Below are 18,673 nucleotides of genomic sequence, written 5' to 3' on the forward strand. Positions count from 1 at the left end.
GTCGGGGCCACCCCGTCGGCGTCGGGGGCGTCTTCACATCCGTACGCCGTCGTTCACGGCCCCGAGTTCCCCCGCATTGAAGCGTGTTGACCAAGTCCCGACAACACCTGATGCCCGACGGCCGCGTACACCTGGCCGAGACACGATCGGTGGCCCCACGCCCGCGCGGCCGTGCCGTCGCAGCCCACCACCTGTCCGGCCGCCCGCGCGAGCGGTCCGCCCCGTGGCTTCCGGAGCGGATCCGCCCTGCCCGCGCGGGCCCGGGCATCGCAGTACGCCCCGATCTCATGATCGTCGGCGTGGGGACGCTCCGGAGCCGTCGGCGAGCGCCGCGTGGTGTGCCACCTGCCGAGCGTGCCGGGCTTCCCCGCGGCGCGCAGGCTCGGTAGACGTTGTCCACAGCCTCGCCGTACTGTCACCCCCCGCCAGTAGGGTGTGAGACATGGCCGACCCCTCCAGCTACCGCCCCAAGCCGGGACAGATCCCCGACTCCCCCGGGGTGTACAGGTTCCGTGACGAGCACCGCCGGGTGATCTACGTCGGAAAGGCGAAAAGCCTGCGTCAGCGCCTGGCGAACTATTTCCAGGACCTGACGAATCTGCACCCCCGCACCCGGACGATGGTCACCACCGCCGCGTCCGTCGAGTGGACCGTGGTGTCCACAGAGGTCGAGGCGCTGCAGCTGGAGTACTCCTGGATCAAGGAGTTCGACCCCCGGTTCAACGTCAAGTACCGCGACGACAAGAGCTACCCGTACCTCGCGGTGACGATGAACGAGGAGTTCCCGCGCGTGCAGGTGATGCGCGGTCACAAGAGGAAGGGAGTCCGGTACTTCGGCCCGTACGCGCACGCGTGGGCGATCCGCGACACCGTCGACCTCCTCCTGCGCGTCTTCCCCGTCCGCACCTGCTCTGCAGGCGTCTTCAAGAACGCCGCCCGCACCGGCCGCCCCTGCCTGCTCGGCTACATCGGCAAGTGCTCGGCACCCTGCGTGGGCCGCGTCGACCCCGAGGAGCACCGCGAACTCGCCGAGGAGTTCTGCGACTTCATGGCCGGCCGCACCGGCACCTACCTCCGCCGCCTGGAGAAGCGGATGACGGAGGCGGCCGAGGAGATGGAGTACGAGCGGGCCGCCCGCCTGCGCGACGACATCGAGGCCCTGCGGAAGGCCATGGAGAAGAACGCGGTCGTGCTGGCCGACGCGACCGACGCCGACCTGATCGCGGTCGCCGAGGACGAGCTGGAGGCGGCCGTCCAGATCTTCCACGTGCGCGGCGGACGCGTGCGCGGCCAGCGCGGCTGGGTCACCGACAAGGTCGAGGAGATCACCACTGGCGCCCTCGTCGAGCACGCGTTGCAGCAGCTCTACGGCGAGGAGAAGGGCGACTCCGTCCCCAAGGAGGTCCTCGTCCCCGCCCTGCCCGACCCGGTCGAACCCGTCCAGGAGTGGCTGGCCGACCGGCGCGGCTCGGGCGTCTCGCTGCGCATCCCGCAGCGCGGCGACAAGAAGGCCCTGATGGAGACCGTGCAGCGCAACGCGCAGCAGGCGCTCGTCCTGCACAAGACCAAGCGCGCCTCCGACCTCACCACGCGCTCGCGTGCCCTGGAGGAGATCGCCGAGGCACTCGACCTCGACAGCGCCCCCCTGCGCATCGAGTGCTACGACATCTCGCACCTCCAGGGCGACGACGTCGTCGCCTCCATGGTCGTCTTCGAGGACGGTCTGCAGCGCAAGAGCGAGTACCGCCGCTTCCAGATCAAGGGCTTCGAGGGCCAGGACGACGTCCGCTCCATGCACGAGGTGATCACCCGCCGCTTCCGCCGCTACCTCGCTGAGAAGGAGAAGACCGGCGAGTGGGTGGAGGACGGCCACGAGGACGGCCTCGCGGGTGAGGCGACGGCGGCCCTCCAGGCGGACGGGACGCAGGCAGGCTTCCAGGCTGACCTGGAGATGGACGGCCTGAAGAACGAGGACGGGCGGCCCAAGAAGTTCGCCTACCCGCCCCAGCTCGTCGTCGTCGACGGCGGACAGCCGCAGGTCGCGGCGGCGAAGAGGGCCCTGGACGAGCTCGGCATCGACGACGTCGCCGTCTGCGGTCTCGCCAAGCGGCTGGAAGAGGTCTGGCTTCCGGACGAGGACGACCCGGTGGTCCTGCCCCGTACCAGCGAAGGCCTCTACCTGCTCCAGCGCGTCCGCGACGAGGCGCACCGCTTCGCGATCACCTACCAGCGCACCAAGCGGGCCAAGCGCTTCCGCTCCAGCCCGCTGGACGACGTGCCCGGCCTCGGCGACACCCGCAAGCAGGCACTTCTGAAGCACTTCGGTTCGTTGAAGAGACTGCGATCCGCCACCATCGACCAGATCTGCGAGGTGCCCGGCATAGGCCGCAAGACGGCCGAGACGATCGCCGTGGCCCTCGCCCAGGCGGCTCCGGCCGCACCCGCCGTGAACACGGCCACCGGAGAGATCATGGAGGAGGAACCCGGCACCATGGGTTCCGGTGGGGATCCCGTGACGACGGGAGCCCCGGACGAACGACGGGGGCAGGAGACATGAATGTGAACAATCACGACGAGCAACACGACCAGACGGGCCAAGGCGGAGACGGAGCACAGGTGAGTACGGGCACGACCGGCGAGACGGGTGGGCTTCCCGAAGTCGCCATCCCCGAGCTGGTGATCATCTCCGGCATGTCCGGCGCCGGAAGGTCGACGGCCGCGAAGTGCCTGGAGGACCTCGGCTGGTTCGTCGTCGACAACCTTCCGCCCGCGCTGATCCCCACCATGGTGGAGCTCGGCGCCCGCTCGCAGGGCAACGTGGCCCGGATCGCGGTCGTCGTCGACGTACGCGGCCGGCGCTTCTTCGACAATCTGCGCGAGTCCCTGGCCGACCTGGAAACCCGGCACGTCACCCGCCGCATCGTCTTCCTGGAGTCCTCCGACGAGGCCCTGGTCCGCCGCTTCGAGTCGGTGCGCCGCCCGCACCCCCTCCAGGGCGACGGCCGCATCGTCGACGGCATCGCCGCCGAGCGCGAGCTGCTGCGCGAGCTGCGCGGCGACGCCGACCTGGTGATCGACACCTCCAGCCTGAACGTGCACGAGCTGCGCGCCAAGATGGACGCCCAGTTCGCCGGCGAGGAGGAGCCCGAGCTGCGGGCCACCGTGATGTCCTTCGGCTTCAAGTACGGCCTCCCGGTCGACGCAGACCTGGTCGCGGACATGCGCTTCCTGCCCAACCCGCACTGGGTCCCGGAGCTGCGCCCCTTCACCGGCCTCAACGAGGAGGTGGCGGCCTACGTCTTCAACCAGCCCGGCGCCAAGGAGTTCCTGGACCGCTACGCCGAGCTGCTGCGCCTCATCGCGGCCGGCTACCGCCGCGAGGGCAAGCGGTACGTGACCATCGCCATCGGGTGCACGGGCGGCAAGCACCGCTCGGTGGCCATGTCGGAGAAGCTCGCCGCGCGCCTCGCGGCCGAGGGCGTGGAGACGGTGGTCGTGCACCGGGACATGGGACGCGAATGACGGAACGCTCTGTGCGGCTGAGCAGGCTGCGCCGGATGGTGCCCGAGTCACGCGCGGGCCGGCCGGTCGAGGCCCGCGGAGCCCGGCCGCGCCGGCGCGGTGCACAGCCCAAGGTCGTCGCCCTCGGCGGCGGCATGGGCCTGTCCGCCTCGCTCGCCGCGCTGCGCCGGATCACCGGCGACCTCACCGCCGTCGTCACCGTGGCCGACGACGGCGGCTCCAGCGGGCGCCTGCGCGACGAGCTGGGCGTGCTGCCGCCCGGCGACCTGCGCAAGGCGCTGGCCGCGCTGTGCGGCGACGACGACTGGGGCCAGACCTGGGCCCGGGTCATCCAGCACCGCTTCCACTCCAAGGGCGACCTGCACGACCACGCGGTCGGCAACCTCCTGATCGTCGCCCTGTGGGAGCAGCTGGGGGACCACGTCCAGGCCCTCGACCTGGTCGGCAGGCTCCTCGGCGCGCACGGGCGCGTGCTGCCCATGTCCGCCGTACCGCTGGAGCTGCAGGCCCTGGTCAAGGGGCACGACCCGGACCGGCCCGAGGAGGTGGACACGGTCCGGGGACAGGCCACCGTCGCCCTCACACCCGGCGAGGTGCAGTCCGTGCACCTCGTGCCGCACGACCCGCCGGCCGTCCCCGAGGCCGTCGAGGCGGTCCTGGACGCGGACTGGGTGGTGCTCGGCCCCGGCTCCTGGTTCTCCTCGGTGATCCCGCACCTGCTCGTGCCGGAACTGCTGGACGCCCTCACCCAGACGAAGGCGCGCCGGGTACTCTCGCTGAACCTCGCCCCGCAGCCCGGAGAAACCGAGGGCTTCTCCCCGCAGCGTCATTTGGAGGTTTTGGGACGACACGCCCCTAAACTCGCCCTGGACGTGGTGCTGGCCGACGAGGCCGCCGTGCCCGACCGCGACGTGCTGACCGAGGCCGCCAAGCGGCTCGGGGCCGCGGTCGAGCTCGCCCCGGTGGCACGGAGAGACGGAACTCCGCGGCACGACCCGGAGCTGCTGGCCGCCGCGTACGACCGTATTTTTCGGATGCATGGAAGGATCGGCCCATGGCGATGACGGCAGCGGTGAAGGACGAGATCTCCCGGCTCCCCGTCACCCGGACCTGCTGCAGGAAGGCGGAGGTCTCCGCCATTCTGCGGTTCGCCGGCGGCCTCCACCTGGTGAGCGGGCGCATCGTGATCGAGGCGGAGCTGGACACCGCGATGGCGGCCCGACGCCTGAAGAGAGACATCCTGGAGATCTTCGGCCACTCCTCGGAGCTGATCGTGATGGCGCCCGGCGGACTGCGCCGCGGCTCGCGTTACGTCGTCCGGGTCGTCGCCGGCGGTGACCAGCTGGCGCGCCAGACCGGCCTGGTGGACGGGCGCGGCCGCCCGATCCGCGGTCTGCCCCCGCAGGTGGTCTCGGGGGCCACCTGCGACGCGGAGGCCGCCTGGCGCGGTGCGTTCCTGGCGCACGGCTCGCTCACCGAGCCCGGCCGCTCCTCCTCCCTGGAGGTGACCTGCCCGGGCCCCGAGGCGGCGCTCGCCCTGGTCGGCGCGGCCCGCCGGCTGTCGATCGCCGCGAAGGCCCGCGAGGTGCGGGGCGTGGACCGTGTCGTCGTCCGCGACGGCGACGCGATCGGCGCTCTGCTCACCCGCCTCGGCGCCCACGAGTCGGTGCTGGCCTGGGAGGAGCGCCGGATGCGCCGGGAGGTGCGGGCCACGGCGAACCGTCTCGCCAACTTCGACGACGCCAACCTCCGCCGCTCCGCCCGCGCGGCCGTCGCCGCCGGCGCCCGGGTCCAGCGCGCGCTGGAGATCCTCGGCGACGAGGTCCCCGAGCACCTCGCGGCCGCCGGGCGCCTGCGCATGGAGCACAAGCAGGCCTCCCTGGAGGAGCTGGGCGCGCTCGCCGACCCGCCGCTGACCAAGGACGCCGTGGCCGGCCGTATCCGCCGCCTGCTGGCGATGGCCGACAAGCGCGCCTCCGACCTCGGCATCCCGGGCACGGAGTCCAGCATCACCGAGGAGCTGGCGGACAACCTCGTCGGCTGACCCCCCGACACCGAGGTCGGCTGACCCTCCGACAACCTCTGGCTGCCGGCGTCCACTTGGGCGCCGGCACCGCCTTTTACTGTCTTTGTGTCGCCCTTGACTGGGTTGTGAACTGACATGAGCCTGGCAGCACTTCGTCACCGTGACGAAGGACTGCTAGGGGGGTACATGAGACCCAGAGCGAGATCGATCCTCGCTGTCGGCGCGCTTCTGCTCGGCGGAGCGAGCCTCGCACCCATCGCCCAGGCACAGAACGGGACCTCACAGGGTTCCGATCCCAACGAGGTCGACGTCTACCGCGCGGAGGTCAGCGCCCAGCAGGTACCCCTGCTGCTGGCCGCCGGGCAGGACGGCCAGGAACTCGGCGAGCAGGTCCCCGCGCAGGGGAAGGCCACCGTCGAGGTCTATCTCACCGGCCGGCAGGCCGGGAAACTGCGGAAGCAGGGCGTCCACCTCACCGAGCACACACTTTCGGCCAAGGCCGAGAAACGGGTGGACACCGCCGCGCAGGGTGTCTTCCGCCCGTACAGCGGCAGCGGGGGTCTCAAGGAGGAGATCGTCCGGACCGGGCAGCTCAACCCCGGCCTCACCAAGGTCGTCTCCATCGGAAAGACCGTCAACGGCCAGGACATCCTCGCGGTCAAACTGACCAAGGACGCGAAGAAGACCAAGGACGGCTCCAGGCCCTCCGTGCTCTACATGTCCAACCAGCACGCGCGCGAGTGGATCACGCCGGAGATGACCCGCCGGCTGATGCACTACTACCTGGACCACTACAAGACCGACAAGCGCGTCAAGCGGATCGTCGACAGCACCGAACTGTGGTTCGTGATCTCGGCCAACCCCGACGGCTACGACTACACCTTCAAGGACTCCGACACCCGCCTGTGGCGCAAGAACCTGCGGGACGTCAACGGCGACGGCGTCATCTCCACCGGCGACGGCGTCGACCTCAACCGCAACTTCGCCTACAAGTGGGGATACGACGACGAGGGTTCGTCCCCCAACCCCACCAGCGAGACCTACCGCGGCGCGAGCCCCGGATCCGAGCCCGAGACCAAGGCGCTGGACGCCTTCGAGAAGCGGATCGGGTTCTCGTACGGCATCAACTACCACTCCGCCGCCGAACTCCTCCTCTACGGCGTCGGCTGGCAGGTCGCCACCCCGACCCCGGACGACGTGGTCTACAAGGCCCTCGCCGGCACCCCGGACAACTCCGCTATCCCCGGCTACCGTCCGCAGGTCTCCTCGGAGCTGTACACCACCAACGGCGAGGCGGACGGCCACGCGGCCAACGTCAACGGCATGTCGATGTTCACCCCGGAGATGTCGACCTGCCAGACCGCGTCGAACCTCGACCCCACTGACCAGTGGAACGCGGCCGACTGCCAGTCCGTCTTCAACTTCCCGGACGACGAGAAGCTCATCCAGCAGGAGTTCGCGAAGAACATCCCGTTCGCGCTGTCGGTCGCCGAGACCGCCCGGCACCCCGACACGCCGTCCTCGTCGCTGGGCCTGAAGGCCGCCGACTTCACCCCGGCGAAGTTCACCACCTCGTACTCGCGCGGCGCCGACCAGGAGGTCTCGGTCGTCGTCCGCAAGGCGGTCCGCGACAAGGAACTCAACTACCGCGTCAACGGCGGCCGTACGAAGGACCGGCCGCTGAGGGCCTGGAAGGGCGGCGAGACCTACGGCGGCGACGACAACCTGCACTTCGACGAGTACCGCGCCAACGTCCGCGACGGCGACCCGGGCGACAAGGTCGAGGTGTGGTTCACCGGCCGGTCCAGGAGCGGCAAGAAGGTCTCCAGTCAGCACTTCACCTACACCGTCGCCCAGCGGGCCAAGGCCGACACGCTCGTCGTGGCCGAGGAGGGCGCGGCGGCCACGCAGGCGCAGACCTACGTGGACGCGCTGAAGGCGAACGGACGCAAGGCGGTCGTCTGGGACGTCGCCACCCAGGGCGCGCCCGACGCGCTCGGCGTGCTGAAGCACTTCAGGACCGTCGTGCACTACACGGGTGCGAGCACCCCCGGCAACGCCACCCAGCTGCAACTGCGGGCCTACCTCAACGAGGGCGGCAAGCTGATCGAGGCGGGGGAGCAGGCCGGCGGCAGCGTCGACCTCGGCGGCGGCACCCTGTCCAACGACTTCAGCCAGTACTACCTGGGCGCCTACTCGCGTACGTCGACCCCGGGCGCCACCGGCTTCACCGGCTCCGGTGAACTCGCCGGCTTCAGCGGGGCGCTCGGCGCGGCCCCCGGCAACCCGCTCGACAAGGCGGGCACCTACGCCGTCACCTCCGACTCGCTGCCCGCGGACAGGTACCCGCAGTTCGCGAGCGCCGGGGCCGGCCAGTTCGCGGGGACCGTCAACCCGTACGGGCCGTACTCGGGTTCGTACATGGCGGCGGCCGTCCACACCGACGACTCCTACAAGCGCCTCACCCGCACCATCGACCTCACCGGTGTCGCGGCGGCCGACAAGCCGACCCTGCGCAGCCAGTTGCTGTGGGACACCGAACCGGGCTACGACCACGTCATCGTCGAGGCCCACACCACCGGCGCCGACGACTGGACCACCCTCCCGGAGGCGGGCGGCGCGACCACCACGGCCGTACCCGCGGAGTGCGAGGCGGGCTTCCTGGTCAACGAGCACCCGTGGCTCAAGCACTACCTGACCGTCGCCTCCTCCGGCTGCACCGCGACCGGCAGCAGCGGCTCCTGGAACAGCCTCACCGGCTCCTCCAGCGGCTGGCAGCAGGTCGGCTACGACCTGAGCCCCTACGCCGGCAAGTCCGTCGAGGTCTCGATCAGTTACGTCACCGACCCCGGCACCGGCGGCCGCGGCGTGCTCGCCGACGACACCTCGCTCGTCCTCGGTGGCACGGCCACCCAGGCCGAGGGCTTCGAGACCTCGCTCGGTGCCTGGAGCGTGTCCGGGCCGCCCGCGGGCAGCCCGGCGGTCCTGAAGGACTGGACGCGCACCGGGGCGCTCTTCCGGACCTACGGCGCCGTCACCACCGACCGCACCGTGCTGTTGGGCTTCGGCCTGGAGCACGTCACCGCGGCGGCGGACCGCACCGCCCTCCTCAAGAAGGCACTCGCGGCCCTGGAAGGGTGAACTGCCTGGTCAACGATGACTAGGTCACCGTAGTCAAAAAGAGTGATCGGAATTTCGGGCCGGGCGGTCCGTACCCCTACTGGCGGGTACGGACCGCCTGCCCATGTATGGGGCGTCTCGATGTCACTCCGGGGGCCTCAGGGAGGTAGGGTCGGGGGTGGTCGGGGACATCCCAAACAGAGCTCGCCGGCACCGCATGGCCGGCGTACCAACGAGGAGATCGGTTCGTGACGATCCGCGTAGGCATCAACGGCTTCGGTCGTATCGGTCGCAACTACTTCCGCGCGCTGCTGGAGCAGGGTGCTGACATCGAGATCGTGGCTGTCAACGACCTGGGTGACACCGCGACCACCGCCCATCTGCTGAAGTACGACACCATCCTGGGCCGCCTCAAGGCCGAGGTCTCGCACACCGCCGACACCATCACCGTCGACGGCAAGACCATCAAGGTCCTGTCCGAGCGCAACCCCGCCGACATCCCGTGGGGCGAGCTGGGCGTCGACATCGTCATCGAGTCGACCGGCATCTTCACGAAGAAGGCCGACGCCGAGAAGCACATCGCCGGCGGCGCGAAGAAGGTCCTCATCTCGGCCCCGGCCAAGGACGAGGACATCACCATCGTGATGGGCGTCAACCAGGACAAGTACGACCCGGCGAACCACCACGTCATCTCCAACGCCTCCTGCACCACCAACTGTGTGGCGCCGATGGCGAAGGTCCTCGACGAGAACTTCGGCATCGTCAAGGGTCTGATGACGACGGTGCACGCGTACACGAACGACCAGCGCATCCTTGACTTCCCGCACAAGGACCTGCGCCGCGCCCGTGCCGCCGCCGAGAACATCATCCCGACCACGACCGGTGCCGCGAAGGCCACCGCCCTGGTCCTGCCGCAGCTCAAGGGCAAGCTGGACGGCATCGCGATGCGCGTCCCGGTCCCGACCGGCTCGGCCACCGACCTCGTCGTGGAGCTGTCGCGCGAGGTCACCAAGGACGAGGTCAACGCCGCCTTCAAGAAGGCCTCCGAGGGCGAACTGCAGGGCTACCTGTCCTACACGGAGGACGAGATCGTCTCCTCCGACATCGTCAGCGACCCGGCGTCCTGCACCTTCGACTCCTCCCTGACCATGGTCCAGGAGGGCACGACGGTGAAGATCCTCGGCTGGTACGACAACGAGTGGGGCTACTCCAACCGCCTCGTCGACCTCACGGTCTTCGTCGGCAACCAGCTCTGATCGCCGCAGCAGGCAGCACCTCGGTGTGAGTGCAGGGCTCGGGCAGCGCACGGCCGCGCTGTCCGAGCCCTGTGTCGCGTGGCTGGGGCCCGACCGGCCCTCGCGCCCGCCTCGCACAGGTAGCAGCCTCACGGACAAGAGCAGCCCACTCGGACCTCCGAGCCTCCCGAGCCCTTTCTAGGAGCCCCTTCATGAAGACGATCGACGAACTTCTCGCCGAAGGCGTGGACGGCAAGCGGGTCTTCGTCCGCGCCGACCTCAACGTGCCGCTCGCCGACGGCCTCATCACCGACGACGGTCGCATCCGCGCCGTACTGCCCACCGTCAAGGCCCTCGCCGAGGCGGGCGCCAAGGTGGTCGTCGCCTCGCACCTGGGCCGCCCCAAGGGCGCCCCGGACCCCGCCTTCTCCCTGCTGGCCGCCGCCGAGCGGCTCGGTGAACTCCTCGGCGCCCCCGTGGCGTTCGCCCAGGACACCGTCGGCCCCGCCGCCCACGACGCGGTGAACGGCCTGCAGCCCGGCCAGGTCGCGGTGATCGAGAACCTCCGCTTCAACGCCGGTGAGACCTCCAAGGACGACACCGAGCGCGGCGAGTTCGCCGACCGCCTCGCCGCCCTGGCGGACGTCTACGTCGGCGACGGCTTCGGCGCGGTGCACCGCAAGCACGCCTCGGTCTACGACCTCCCGGCCCGCCTGCCGCACTACGCCGGCTACCTCATCGCCAACGAGGTCGGCGTCCTGAAGAAGCTCACCGACGAGGTCCGGCGGCCGTACGTCGTCGCGCTCGGCGGTGCCAAGGTCTCCGACAAGCTGGCCGTCATCGACCAGCTCCTCGGCAAGGCCGACCGCCTCCTCATCGGCGGCGGCATGGCCTACACCTTCCTCAAGGCCCAGGGCCACGAGGTCGGCAAGTCCCTCCTGCAGGAGGACCAGATCCCGGCCGTCAAGGAGTACATCGAGCGCGCCGAGAAGACCGGCGTCGAACTGGTCCTGCCGGTCGACGCGCTGGTCGCCACCGAGTTCCCGGACCTGAAGACCAAGGCCCCGGCCAACCCCACGACCGTCGCCGCGGACGCCATCCCGGCCGACCAGGAGGGCCTGGACATCGGTCCGGAGACCCGCAAGCTGTACGCCTCGAAGCTCGCCGACGCCGCCACCGTCTTCTGGAACGGCCCCATGGGCGTCTTCGAGCACCCCGACTACGCCGAGGGCACCAAGGCGGTCGCCCAGGCCCTCATCGACTCCCCGGCCTTCACGGTCGTCGGCGGCGGCGACTCCGCCGCGGCCGTGCGCCTCCTGGGCTTCGACGAGACCGCATTCGGCCACATCTCGACCGGTGGCGGCGCCTCCCTCGAATACCTCGAGGGCAAGACGCTCCCCGGCCTCGCCGCACTGGAGGACTGACCAAGCATGAGCACGCGCATGCCGCTGATGGCGGGCAACTGGAAGATGAACCTCAACCACCTCGAGGCCATCGCGCACGTCCAGAAGCTCGCCTTCGCCCTCGCGGACAAGGACTACGAGGCCGTCGAGGTCGCCGTCCTGCCGCCCTTCACCGACCTGCGCTCCGTGCAGACCCTGGTCGACGGCGACAAGCTCAAGATCAAGTACGGCGCCCAGGACGTCTCGGCCCATGACTCCGGCGCCTACACCGGCGAGATCTCCGGCGCCATGCTGGCCAAGCTGAAGTGCACGTACGTGGCCGTCGGCCACTCCGAGCGCCGTCAGTACCACGCCGAGACCGACGAGATCGTCAACGCCAAGGTCAAGGCCGCCTACAAGCACGGTCTGACCCCGATCCTGTGCGTCGGCGAGGAGCTGGACGTCCGCGAGGCGGGCAACCACGTCACCCACACCCTCACCCAGGTCGAGGGCGGTCTGAAGGACCTCCCGGCCGAGCAGGCCGAGACGATCGTGATCGCGTACGAGCCCGTCTGGGCCATCGGCACCGGCAAGGTCTGCGGCGCCGAGGACGCCCAGGAGGTCTGCGCGGCCATCCGCGGCAAGATCGCCGAGCTGTACACGCAGGAGCTGGCCGACAAGGTCCGCATCCAGTACGGCGGCTCGGTCAAGGCCGGCAACGTCGCCGAGATCATGGCCCAGGCCGACATCGACGGCGCCCTGGTGGGCGGCGCGTCCCTGGATGCCGACGAGTTCGTCAAGATCGTGCGCTTCCGCGACCAGTGAGTATGCGCTAGGCCCGATCCGTCGTACCCTTGCGGGGTCCAGCACTGTGCCGGACCCCGCGTCGTCCATCCGAATCCGAGGAAGTTGGTCCAGCCGTGGTTTTGGGGTTCTCGATCGCCCTGATCGTCTTCAGCCTGCTGCTGATGCTGCTGGTGCTGATGCACAAGGGGAAGGGCGGCGGCCTCTCCGACATGTTCGGTGGCGGCATGCAGTCGTCCGTCGGCGGCTCCTCGGTCGCCGAGCGCAACCTCGACCGCATCACCCTGGTGATCGGTCTGCTGTGGTTCGCGTGCATTGTCGTACTCGGCCTCATCATGAAGACGTCCTGACTTCGAACAGCTGAGCGACAACACGCACACAGCACCTCCATTCCGCACGTAAGGCCCCATGTTCGGTACGCGCAGCTGAGCGCGGCCTATCATGGGGCTTGCGTCTAGGTGTGGGGGCTGTAACTCCAACCACTGGACGTGCGTTGGGCCTTACGTAGACTGAGGCGCTCGCAACGAAGCGAAACGCCGACTCGCTTCGCGGCACCATCACGCAGGGAGTTACGACCGTGGCAAGTGGCAACGCGATCCGAGGAAGTCGGGTCGGGGCGGGGCCGATGGGCGAGGCCGAGCGCGGCGAGTCCGCGCCGCGTCTGCGCATCTCCTTCTGGTGCTCCAACGGGCACGAGACGCAGCCCAGCTTCGCCAGCGACGCGCAGGTTCCCGAGACCTGGGACTGCCCGCGCTGCGGCTTTCCCGCCGGACAGGACCGGGACAACCCGCCGGACCCGCCGCGCACCGAGCCCTACAAGACGCACCTCGCGTACGTCCGGGAGCGGCGCAGCGACGCGGACGGCGAGGCCATCCTCGCCGAGGCGCTCGCCAAACTGCGGGGCGAGATCTAGGAATTGAAGCCGGCCGGGCACCGATAGGGCGCCTGGCCGGAGCTGTTTCCCACCGGCTGCCCTCCTGCCTCCACGGCGGCTGTGCACCGGCTGCCCTCCTGCCTCTACGGCCTCTGTGCACCGGCCGCCCGCCCGCTCCGCATCGATTGTCAGTGGCACCCTCTACGGTTTGTGCATCGTCTCGATACGGACGAATCGCAAGGGGGAGCTGTGGCGACGGTCGAGTCCGCGGGGGTGCGCGCGCCGGCGTGGCGCGGGGGGTTCGGGCGGTTGTGGAGCGCCGCCGTGCTCTCCAGCTTCGGGGACGCTCTGCGCAATGCGGCGCTGCCCCTGCTCGCCGTGCGGCTCACGGACCGGCCGCTGCTGGTCGCGACGGTGACCGCCTGCGGCTATCTGCCCTGGCTCGCCTTCGGGCTGCTCGGCGGTGCGGTGGCCGACCGGGTGGACCAGCGGCGGGCGATGTGGACGGTGGACGCGTTACGAGGACTGCTGGTCGCGTCCTTCGCGGTCGCCGTCGCCCTCGGACACGCCTCCATCGGGCTGCTGATCGCCCTGGCGTTCACCCTGACCACGCTCCAGACCCTGTTCGACAACGCCTCCACGGCCCTGCTGCCCGTCCTGGTGGACCGCGAGGTCCTCGGCAGCGCGAACGCCCGGCTGCTGACGGGGCAGCGCATCGCCGGCGGACTGCTGGGCGCACCGGCCGTCCCCCTGCTGCTGGCGGCCGGGGCCGCCGCGCCGTTCGCGGTCGACGCGGCGACCTTCCTGGTGGCCGCAGCCCTGGTCGCCTCGCTGCGGACCGCCGTTCCGCGGCGCAGGGCGGCGGTGGCGGGCAGCACCCTGCGCCGGGAGATCGCGCAGGGACTGCGCACCCTGGCCCGGGACCGCGCCCTGCGCGGACTGTGTGCCGCCACGGCCCTGTGCAACATCGGCATGGGCGCCCAGCTCGCCACCCTGGTGGTCCTCGTGACCGGCTGGCTGCACGGCGGCACCGTCGGATACGCCGCGGCCGGCACCGCGGCCACCCTGGGCAGCCTGGTCGGGGGAGTGGTGAACCGCCGGTTCGTCGCCCGTGTCGGCCGGCTGCGGGCGGTGCTGACCGCCGGCACCGCGCAGACCGCGGCCCTCGTCGTCATGGGCAGCGTGCGCAGCCTGCCCGTCCTGGTCGCGGCGATCGCGGGCTTCGGGCTGATGGGCATGGTGTGGAACGTCAACACCACGACCCTGATGCAGGAGCGCAGTCCCGCCGGCATGCTCGGCCGGATCAGCTCCGCCTTCCGCACCCTGTCCTACGCCGGGGTCCCGCTGGGCGCCCTCCTCGGCGGTGCCGTCGCCACCGCCTGGGGCCTCAACACCCCGCCCCTGCTGACGGCGGCCTTCTTCGTCCTCGCCGTCATCGCGCTGATACCCGCGCTCAAGGTGAACGTACCTGTTGTTGCGCCGCACGACGACGCCACGACGGCTCACGCGCCGCGCTGATCAACTAGGTTGGAACAGCTGGGACAGGCACGAAAGAAGGCTGAAGTCGCACATGAACGCAGACGGCCGTACCAGGCTCGACCAGATGCCCGAGTGGACCGCGCTGGCCAAGCACCGCGAGGAACTCTCCGGCACCCATCTGCGGGAGCTGTTCGCCGCCGACCCGGGCCGCGGCAGTGGGTACACGCTGCAGGTGGGAGACCTGTACGTCGACTACTCCAAGCATCTGGTCACCGACGAGACCCTCCGGCTGCTGCGTGAACTCGCCGCCGCCACCGACGTGTTCGGGCTGCGCGACGCCATGTTCCGCGGCGAGAAGATCAACACGACGGAGGACCGCGCGGTCCTGCACACCGCCCTGCGCGCGGCACCCGACGCGGTGATCGAGGTCGACGGCGAGAACGTGGTCCCGCGCGTGCACGCCGTCCTCGACAAGATGGCCGGCTTCGCCGACCGCGTCCGCTCCGGCGCCTGGACCGGCCACACCGGCAAGCGCATCAAGAACGTGGTCAACGTCGGCATCGGCGGCTCGGACCTCGGCCCCGCGATGGCCTACGAGGTGCTGCGCGCCTACACGGACCGCGACCTCACGGTCCGCTTCGTGTCGAACGTCGACGGCGCCGACCTGCACGAGGCCACCCGTGACCTGGACGCCGCGGAGACGCTGTTCGTGATCGCCTCCAAGACCTTCACCACCATCGAGACGATCACCAACGCGACCTCGGCGCGCGAGTGGCTGCTCGGTGAGTTGAAGGCCGGTCAGGAGGCGGTCGCCAAGCACTTCGTGGCCCTGTCGACGAACGCCGAGAAGGTCGCCGACTTCGGCATCGACACGGCGAACATGTTCGAGTTCTGGGACTGGGTCGGCGGCCGCTACTCCTTCGACTCCGCCATCGGCCTGTCGCTGATGATCGCCGTCGGCCCGGACCGCTTCCGGGAGATGCTCGACGGGTTCCGGCTGGTCGACGAGCACTTCCGCACCGCGCCCGCCGAGGCCAACGTGCCGCTGCTGCTCGGGCTGCTGGGCATCTGGTACGGCAACTTCCACGATGCCCAGTCCCATGCGGTGCTGCCGTACAGCCACTACCTCTCCAAGTTCACGGCGTATCTGCAGCAGCTGGACATGGAGTCCAACGGCAAGTACGTGGACCGGGACGGGCAGGAGGTCGACTGGCAGACCGGGCCGGTGGTGTGGGGCACGCCGGGCACCAACGGGCAGCACGCCTACTACCAGTTGATCCACCAGGGCACGAAGCTGATCCCCGCGGACTTCATCGGGTTCGCCGAGCCGGTCGCGGAGCTGAGCGACGGGCTGAAGGCGCAGCACGACCTGCTGATGGCCAACTTCTTCGCGCAGACGCAGGCGCTGGCCTTCGGCAAGACGCCGGACGAGGTGCGGGCCGAGGGCGTGCCGGAGAAGCTGGTGCCGCACAAGACGTTCAAGGGCAACCACCCGACGACCACGATCCTCGCGCGCGAGCTGACGCCGTCCGTGCTGGGGCAGCTGGTCGCCCTGTACGAGCACAAGGTGTTCGTCCAGGGTGCCGTGTGGAACATCGACTCCTTCGACCAGTGGGGCGTGGAGCTGGGCAAGGTGCTGGCCAAGCGGGTCGAGCCCGCGCTGACGGAGGGCGCGGACGTGCCGGGTCTGGACGCCTCCAGCAAGGCGCTCGTGGCCAAGTACCGGGAGCTGCGCGGGCGCGGCTGACCGCCTCGGTGCCTGGAGCGGGCGGTGCGTGATCGCCCGCTCAGGCACCGCGGCCGAGCCACAAGGTCGCCGCGCTCAGGCCATCCCGCTCAGGCACCGAGGCCGAGCCACAAGACCACCCCGCTCAGGCCACCGCGCTCAGCGTGTCCGCCAGGCGTCGTCGTGCCGCTCGGGCCGCCGGGAGGGCGGCGAGTCCCGTCGCGCCCAGCACCGCCGCCGCCCCGAGCAGCACCAGCAGCGCCGGTGACGGAGCCTGGGCGATGCCCGAGCCGATGCCGCTCGAACTGCCCTGGGCGTTGATCAGCCAGTGCGCGAGGGGTGTGCCCAGGGCGGTGCCGACGAGGGCGGCGGCCAGGGCCGTGCAGCCGCTGGCGGTGACGGTGATCGCGGTGATCTGGCGGGGGGAGAGGCCGATGGCCTTGAGCGCGAGGAGATCGCGTTCGCCCTCGCGGACGGTGCCGCCGATCGCGGTGAGCAGTTCGATCAGGCCGATCAGGGCGAGGACGGCGATCAGGCCGGCCACGACTCCGCGCAGCGGTGAGAGCCCGTCGGCCGGGTTGGTCACGGCGTGCACGTCCAGCCGTCCGTGCCCGGCGGCGGTCAGGCGGGCCGCGACCGCGTGGGGGTCGGCGCCGGGGCGCAGCCGTACCTGGTAGAGGGTCGGGGTCAGGCGGGGGTCGTTCTGGCGGAGGGTGTCGAGCGAGGTGGAGACGACCCGGCCGGCGTTCTCCGGTTCGATGCTGCGGCCGACGATGTGCAGGATCTGCGGCTGGTCGCCGACGGTCAGGCGGACCCAGTCGCCGATCCGGACGTCCAGCAGGTCGAGCAGGCCCTGCCCGGCCACCGCCTCGTCGTCCCCGCGCGCGGGGCGGCCCTCGGCGAGTGCGTACGGGTAGGGGTCCTGGCGGGTGCCGAGGCCGCGCAGGGCGATGGTGGCGGTCTGGCCGGGGACCAGGGCGGCCACCTCCAGGCCGGGGTAGGCGGCGGCGACCTGCGGGTCACGGTCCAGCAGGGCACGGGTGCCGCGCTCGCTCAGGCCGTCGTTCGCGTGGACGGTGAGGGCGGCCGGCAGACCGATCCGCTCCGGGCTGCTGTGGAAGCGGTCGATGGTGGTCCAGGCGGACATCGCGACGACGATCAGCAGCAGGGGCAGCGCCAGCCGGGCCACGGTGGTCACCGACCGCAGCCGACGGCTGACGACCGTGTGCCAGCCCAGCACCAGTGCGGGCGACAGCCGGGTGCCGAGCGCGCGCCGGGAGAGTCCGGAGAGCTGCCCGCCCGGCAGGGACACGGCACGCGCGCCCGGCACGGCTCGTACTCCGCCCGGGACACGCTCTCCCCGAGCCGCGACGGGCCGTACCCCCGGCACCGGCGGCACCCGCCCCGCACGCCAGGCCGCCAGGCCCGTCGTCGCGCCGATGAACAGCACCGCGCCCACCGGGACCGCGAACAGCGCCGCCGTGTACCCGGGCAGCCCCTGCCAGACGGCGACCGCGTCCCCGAGGCCGCCCGGGAAGCGGCTGCCCAGTGTCTCCGTCAGCGCTGCCGCGGCCACCGCGCCGAGCAGCGCGTAGGCGAGGTGCTGCGAGAGAAAGACCCGTACGACCTGGCCCGGTGTGAAGCCGATCGCCTTCAGGACCGAGATGTCCCGCAGGTGGCCGCGGATACGGGTGGCGATCGCGCCGTGGACCGCCAGGCCGGCGGCGATCAGCGCGCCCAGCCCGAACAGGCCCAGCACCTGCCCCAGCAGCCGGTAGTCGCCCTGGGCCTCGGCGCGCGCCTGCTGCCAGGTGGAGACCTCGCCCACGGCTCCCGCGCCGAGGACGGTGACGGCGCGCTGGACGACGTAGTCGGTGTCCGCGGGGTCGGTCAGGCGCAGGCCGATGACCCGGCCGGTCGGGTGGGGTACGGCGGACGGCAGGGCCCAGACCAGGCCCGGCCGCTCACCCGCGTGATAGCGCGGCTCGGCCGCGTCGGCCACGCCGAGGACGGTCACCGTCCGCCCGGTGCCCGGCAGGGTGAGCGAGTCGCCCGGTTCGGCGAGCAGGGTGCGGGCCAGGCTGCTCTCCAGAACCACACCGTCCGGGGTCCGGGTGTTCAGCCAGCGGCCGGAGGTGATCAGGGGCCGGCCGACGGTGGGCCGGTCGGGTGTCGCGCGCAGTTCGACGGCGGCCCGGGTGCCGCGGGAGGCGAGGGTGGCGGAGGCGGTGGAGTAGGGGCCGGCGACGGAGTCGACGCCGTCCAGCCCCGTGAGCCGCCCCACCTTGGCGGACTCGCTGGTGTGGATCCAGACGTGCGCGCCGCGCGACTCGGCGAACACCCGCTGCCAGGGGTTGGTGGCGTAGCCGAACAGGGCGGTGGCCAGCAGCAGCGAGACGACGATCCCGGCGGTGGCCAGGACCAGGAACAGCGCCTCGCCGCGGTGCGTGCGCAGATCGGAGTGCGCCCAGCGCAGGGTGGCTCGCATGCGGATCAGTGCCTCCC

Annotated in this window: 13 protein-coding genes; 12 read left to right on the top strand and 1 reads right to left on the bottom strand. The window is 71.0% G+C overall.

Annotated features, from left to right (window positions below; translation table 11 throughout):
* The first annotated feature begins 442 nt into the window (after window positions 1-442).
* The 12 genes from uvrC to pgi all read left to right on the top strand — a co-directional run bounded on the left by uvrC (window position 443) and on the right by pgi (window position 16,189).
* Window positions 443-2,557 carry an excinuclease ABC subunit UvrC gene (gene uvrC / locus ACIGDI_RS36325; protein ID WP_399905999.1) on the top strand — a complete coding sequence of 705 codons (2,115 nt, stop codon included), beginning with the start codon at window positions 443-445 and terminating at the stop codon, window positions 2,555-2,557.
* Window positions 2,554-3,522, top strand: coding sequence for an RNase adapter RapZ (gene rapZ / locus ACIGDI_RS36330; protein ID WP_399906002.1), 969 nt, complete (start codon window positions 2,554-2,556; stop codon window positions 3,520-3,522). The genes uvrC and rapZ overlap by 4 nt, the downstream gene beginning before the upstream one ends.
* Window positions 3,519-4,586, top strand: a complete 1,068-nt coding sequence (yvcK, locus tag ACIGDI_RS36335; RefSeq protein WP_200699132.1) for a uridine diphosphate-N-acetylglucosamine-binding protein YvcK — start codon at window positions 3,519-3,521, stop codon at window positions 4,584-4,586. The genes rapZ and yvcK overlap by 4 nt, the downstream gene beginning before the upstream one ends.
* Window positions 4,577-5,566, top strand: a complete 990-nt coding sequence (gene whiA / locus ACIGDI_RS36340; protein WP_200699133.1) for a DNA-binding protein WhiA — start codon at window positions 4,577-4,579, stop codon at window positions 5,564-5,566. The genes yvcK and whiA overlap by 10 nt, the downstream gene beginning before the upstream one ends.
* A gap of 168 nt (window positions 5,567-5,734) precedes the next feature.
* A complete protein-coding gene (locus tag ACIGDI_RS36345; protein ID WP_399906005.1) occupies window positions 5,735-8,689 on the top strand; it encodes a M14 family zinc carboxypeptidase in 2,955 nt (984 codons plus the stop codon).
* A gap of 227 nt (window positions 8,690-8,916) precedes the next feature.
* On the top strand, window positions 8,917-9,924 hold the full coding sequence (gene gap, locus ACIGDI_RS36350) for a type I glyceraldehyde-3-phosphate dehydrogenase (RefSeq protein WP_058926002.1): 1,008 nt from the start codon (window positions 8,917-8,919) through the stop codon (window positions 9,922-9,924).
* Window positions 9,925-10,115: 191 nt separating this feature from the next.
* Complete coding sequence (locus ACIGDI_RS36355; RefSeq protein ID WP_272175557.1) at window positions 10,116-11,327, top strand: phosphoglycerate kinase; 1,212 nt, start codon at window positions 10,116-10,118, stop codon at window positions 11,325-11,327.
* Between the two features lie 6 nt (window positions 11,328-11,333).
* Window positions 11,334-12,110 carry a triose-phosphate isomerase gene (gene tpiA, locus ACIGDI_RS36360; protein ID WP_399906008.1) on the top strand — a complete coding sequence of 259 codons (777 nt, stop codon included), beginning with the start codon at window positions 11,334-11,336 and terminating at the stop codon, window positions 12,108-12,110.
* A gap of 95 nt (window positions 12,111-12,205) precedes the next feature.
* A complete protein-coding gene (gene secG, locus ACIGDI_RS36365; protein WP_142151226.1) occupies window positions 12,206-12,439 on the top strand; it encodes a preprotein translocase subunit SecG in 234 nt (77 codons plus the stop codon).
* A 227-nt stretch (window positions 12,440-12,666) separates the two neighbouring features.
* The gene (locus ACIGDI_RS36370) at window positions 12,667-13,002 is read left to right on the top strand and encodes an RNA polymerase-binding protein RbpA (RefSeq protein ID WP_003976875.1); all 336 of its coding nucleotides are present in this window, start codon (window positions 12,667-12,669) and stop codon (window positions 13,000-13,002) included.
* A gap of 210 nt (window positions 13,003-13,212) precedes the next feature.
* On the top strand, window positions 13,213-14,481 hold the full coding sequence (locus ACIGDI_RS36375; protein ID WP_399906011.1) for an MFS transporter: 1,269 nt from the start codon (window positions 13,213-13,215) through the stop codon (window positions 14,479-14,481).
* Between the two features lie 52 nt (window positions 14,482-14,533).
* Window positions 14,534-16,189, top strand: a complete 1,656-nt coding sequence (gene pgi, locus ACIGDI_RS36380) for a glucose-6-phosphate isomerase (protein ID WP_399906014.1) — start codon at window positions 14,534-14,536, stop codon at window positions 16,187-16,189.
* 124 nt (window positions 16,190-16,313) lie between these two features.
* Here pgi and ACIGDI_RS36385 read toward each other — a convergent pair whose 3' ends face one another.
* Window positions 16,314-18,656, bottom strand: coding sequence for an ABC transporter permease (locus ACIGDI_RS36385; protein ID WP_399906016.1), 2,343 nt, complete (start codon window positions 18,654-18,656; stop codon window positions 16,314-16,316).
* Between the last annotated feature and the right edge of the window lie 17 nt (window positions 18,657-18,673).

The organism is Streptomyces sp. NPDC085900 (assembly GCF_044540925.1).
GTDB classification, from domain to species: Bacteria; Actinomycetota; Actinomycetes; order Streptomycetales; family Streptomycetaceae; genus Streptomyces; species Streptomyces gilvifuscus.

What these genes read in the sequence shown, in the direction of transcription:
- uvrC (WP_399905999.1), top strand. Translation starts at nt 443, where the DNA reads ATGGCCGACCCCTCCAGCTACCGCCCCAAGCCGGGACAGATCCCCGAC.
- rapZ (WP_399906002.1), top strand. Translation starts at nt 2,554, where the DNA reads ATGAATGTGAACAATCACGACGAGCAACACGACCAGACGGGCCAAGGC.
- yvcK (WP_200699132.1), top strand. Translation starts at nt 3,519, where the DNA reads ATGACGGAACGCTCTGTGCGGCTGAGCAGGCTGCGCCGGATGGTGCCC.
- whiA (WP_200699133.1), top strand. Translation starts at nt 4,577, where the DNA reads ATGGCGATGACGGCAGCGGTGAAGGACGAGATCTCCCGGCTCCCCGTC.
- ACIGDI_RS36345 (WP_399906005.1), top strand. Translation starts at nt 5,735, where the DNA reads ATGAGACCCAGAGCGAGATCGATCCTCGCTGTCGGCGCGCTTCTGCTC.
- ACIGDI_RS36355 (WP_272175557.1), top strand. Translation starts at nt 10,116, where the DNA reads ATGAAGACGATCGACGAACTTCTCGCCGAAGGCGTGGACGGCAAGCGG.
- tpiA (WP_399906008.1), top strand. Translation starts at nt 11,334, where the DNA reads ATGAGCACGCGCATGCCGCTGATGGCGGGCAACTGGAAGATGAACCTC.
- pgi (WP_399906014.1), top strand. Translation starts at nt 14,534, where the DNA reads ATGAACGCAGACGGCCGTACCAGGCTCGACCAGATGCCCGAGTGGACC.
- ACIGDI_RS36385 (WP_399906016.1), bottom strand. Translation starts at nt 18,656, where the DNA reads ATGCGAGCCACCCTGCGCTGGGCGCACTCCGATCTGCGCACGCACCGC.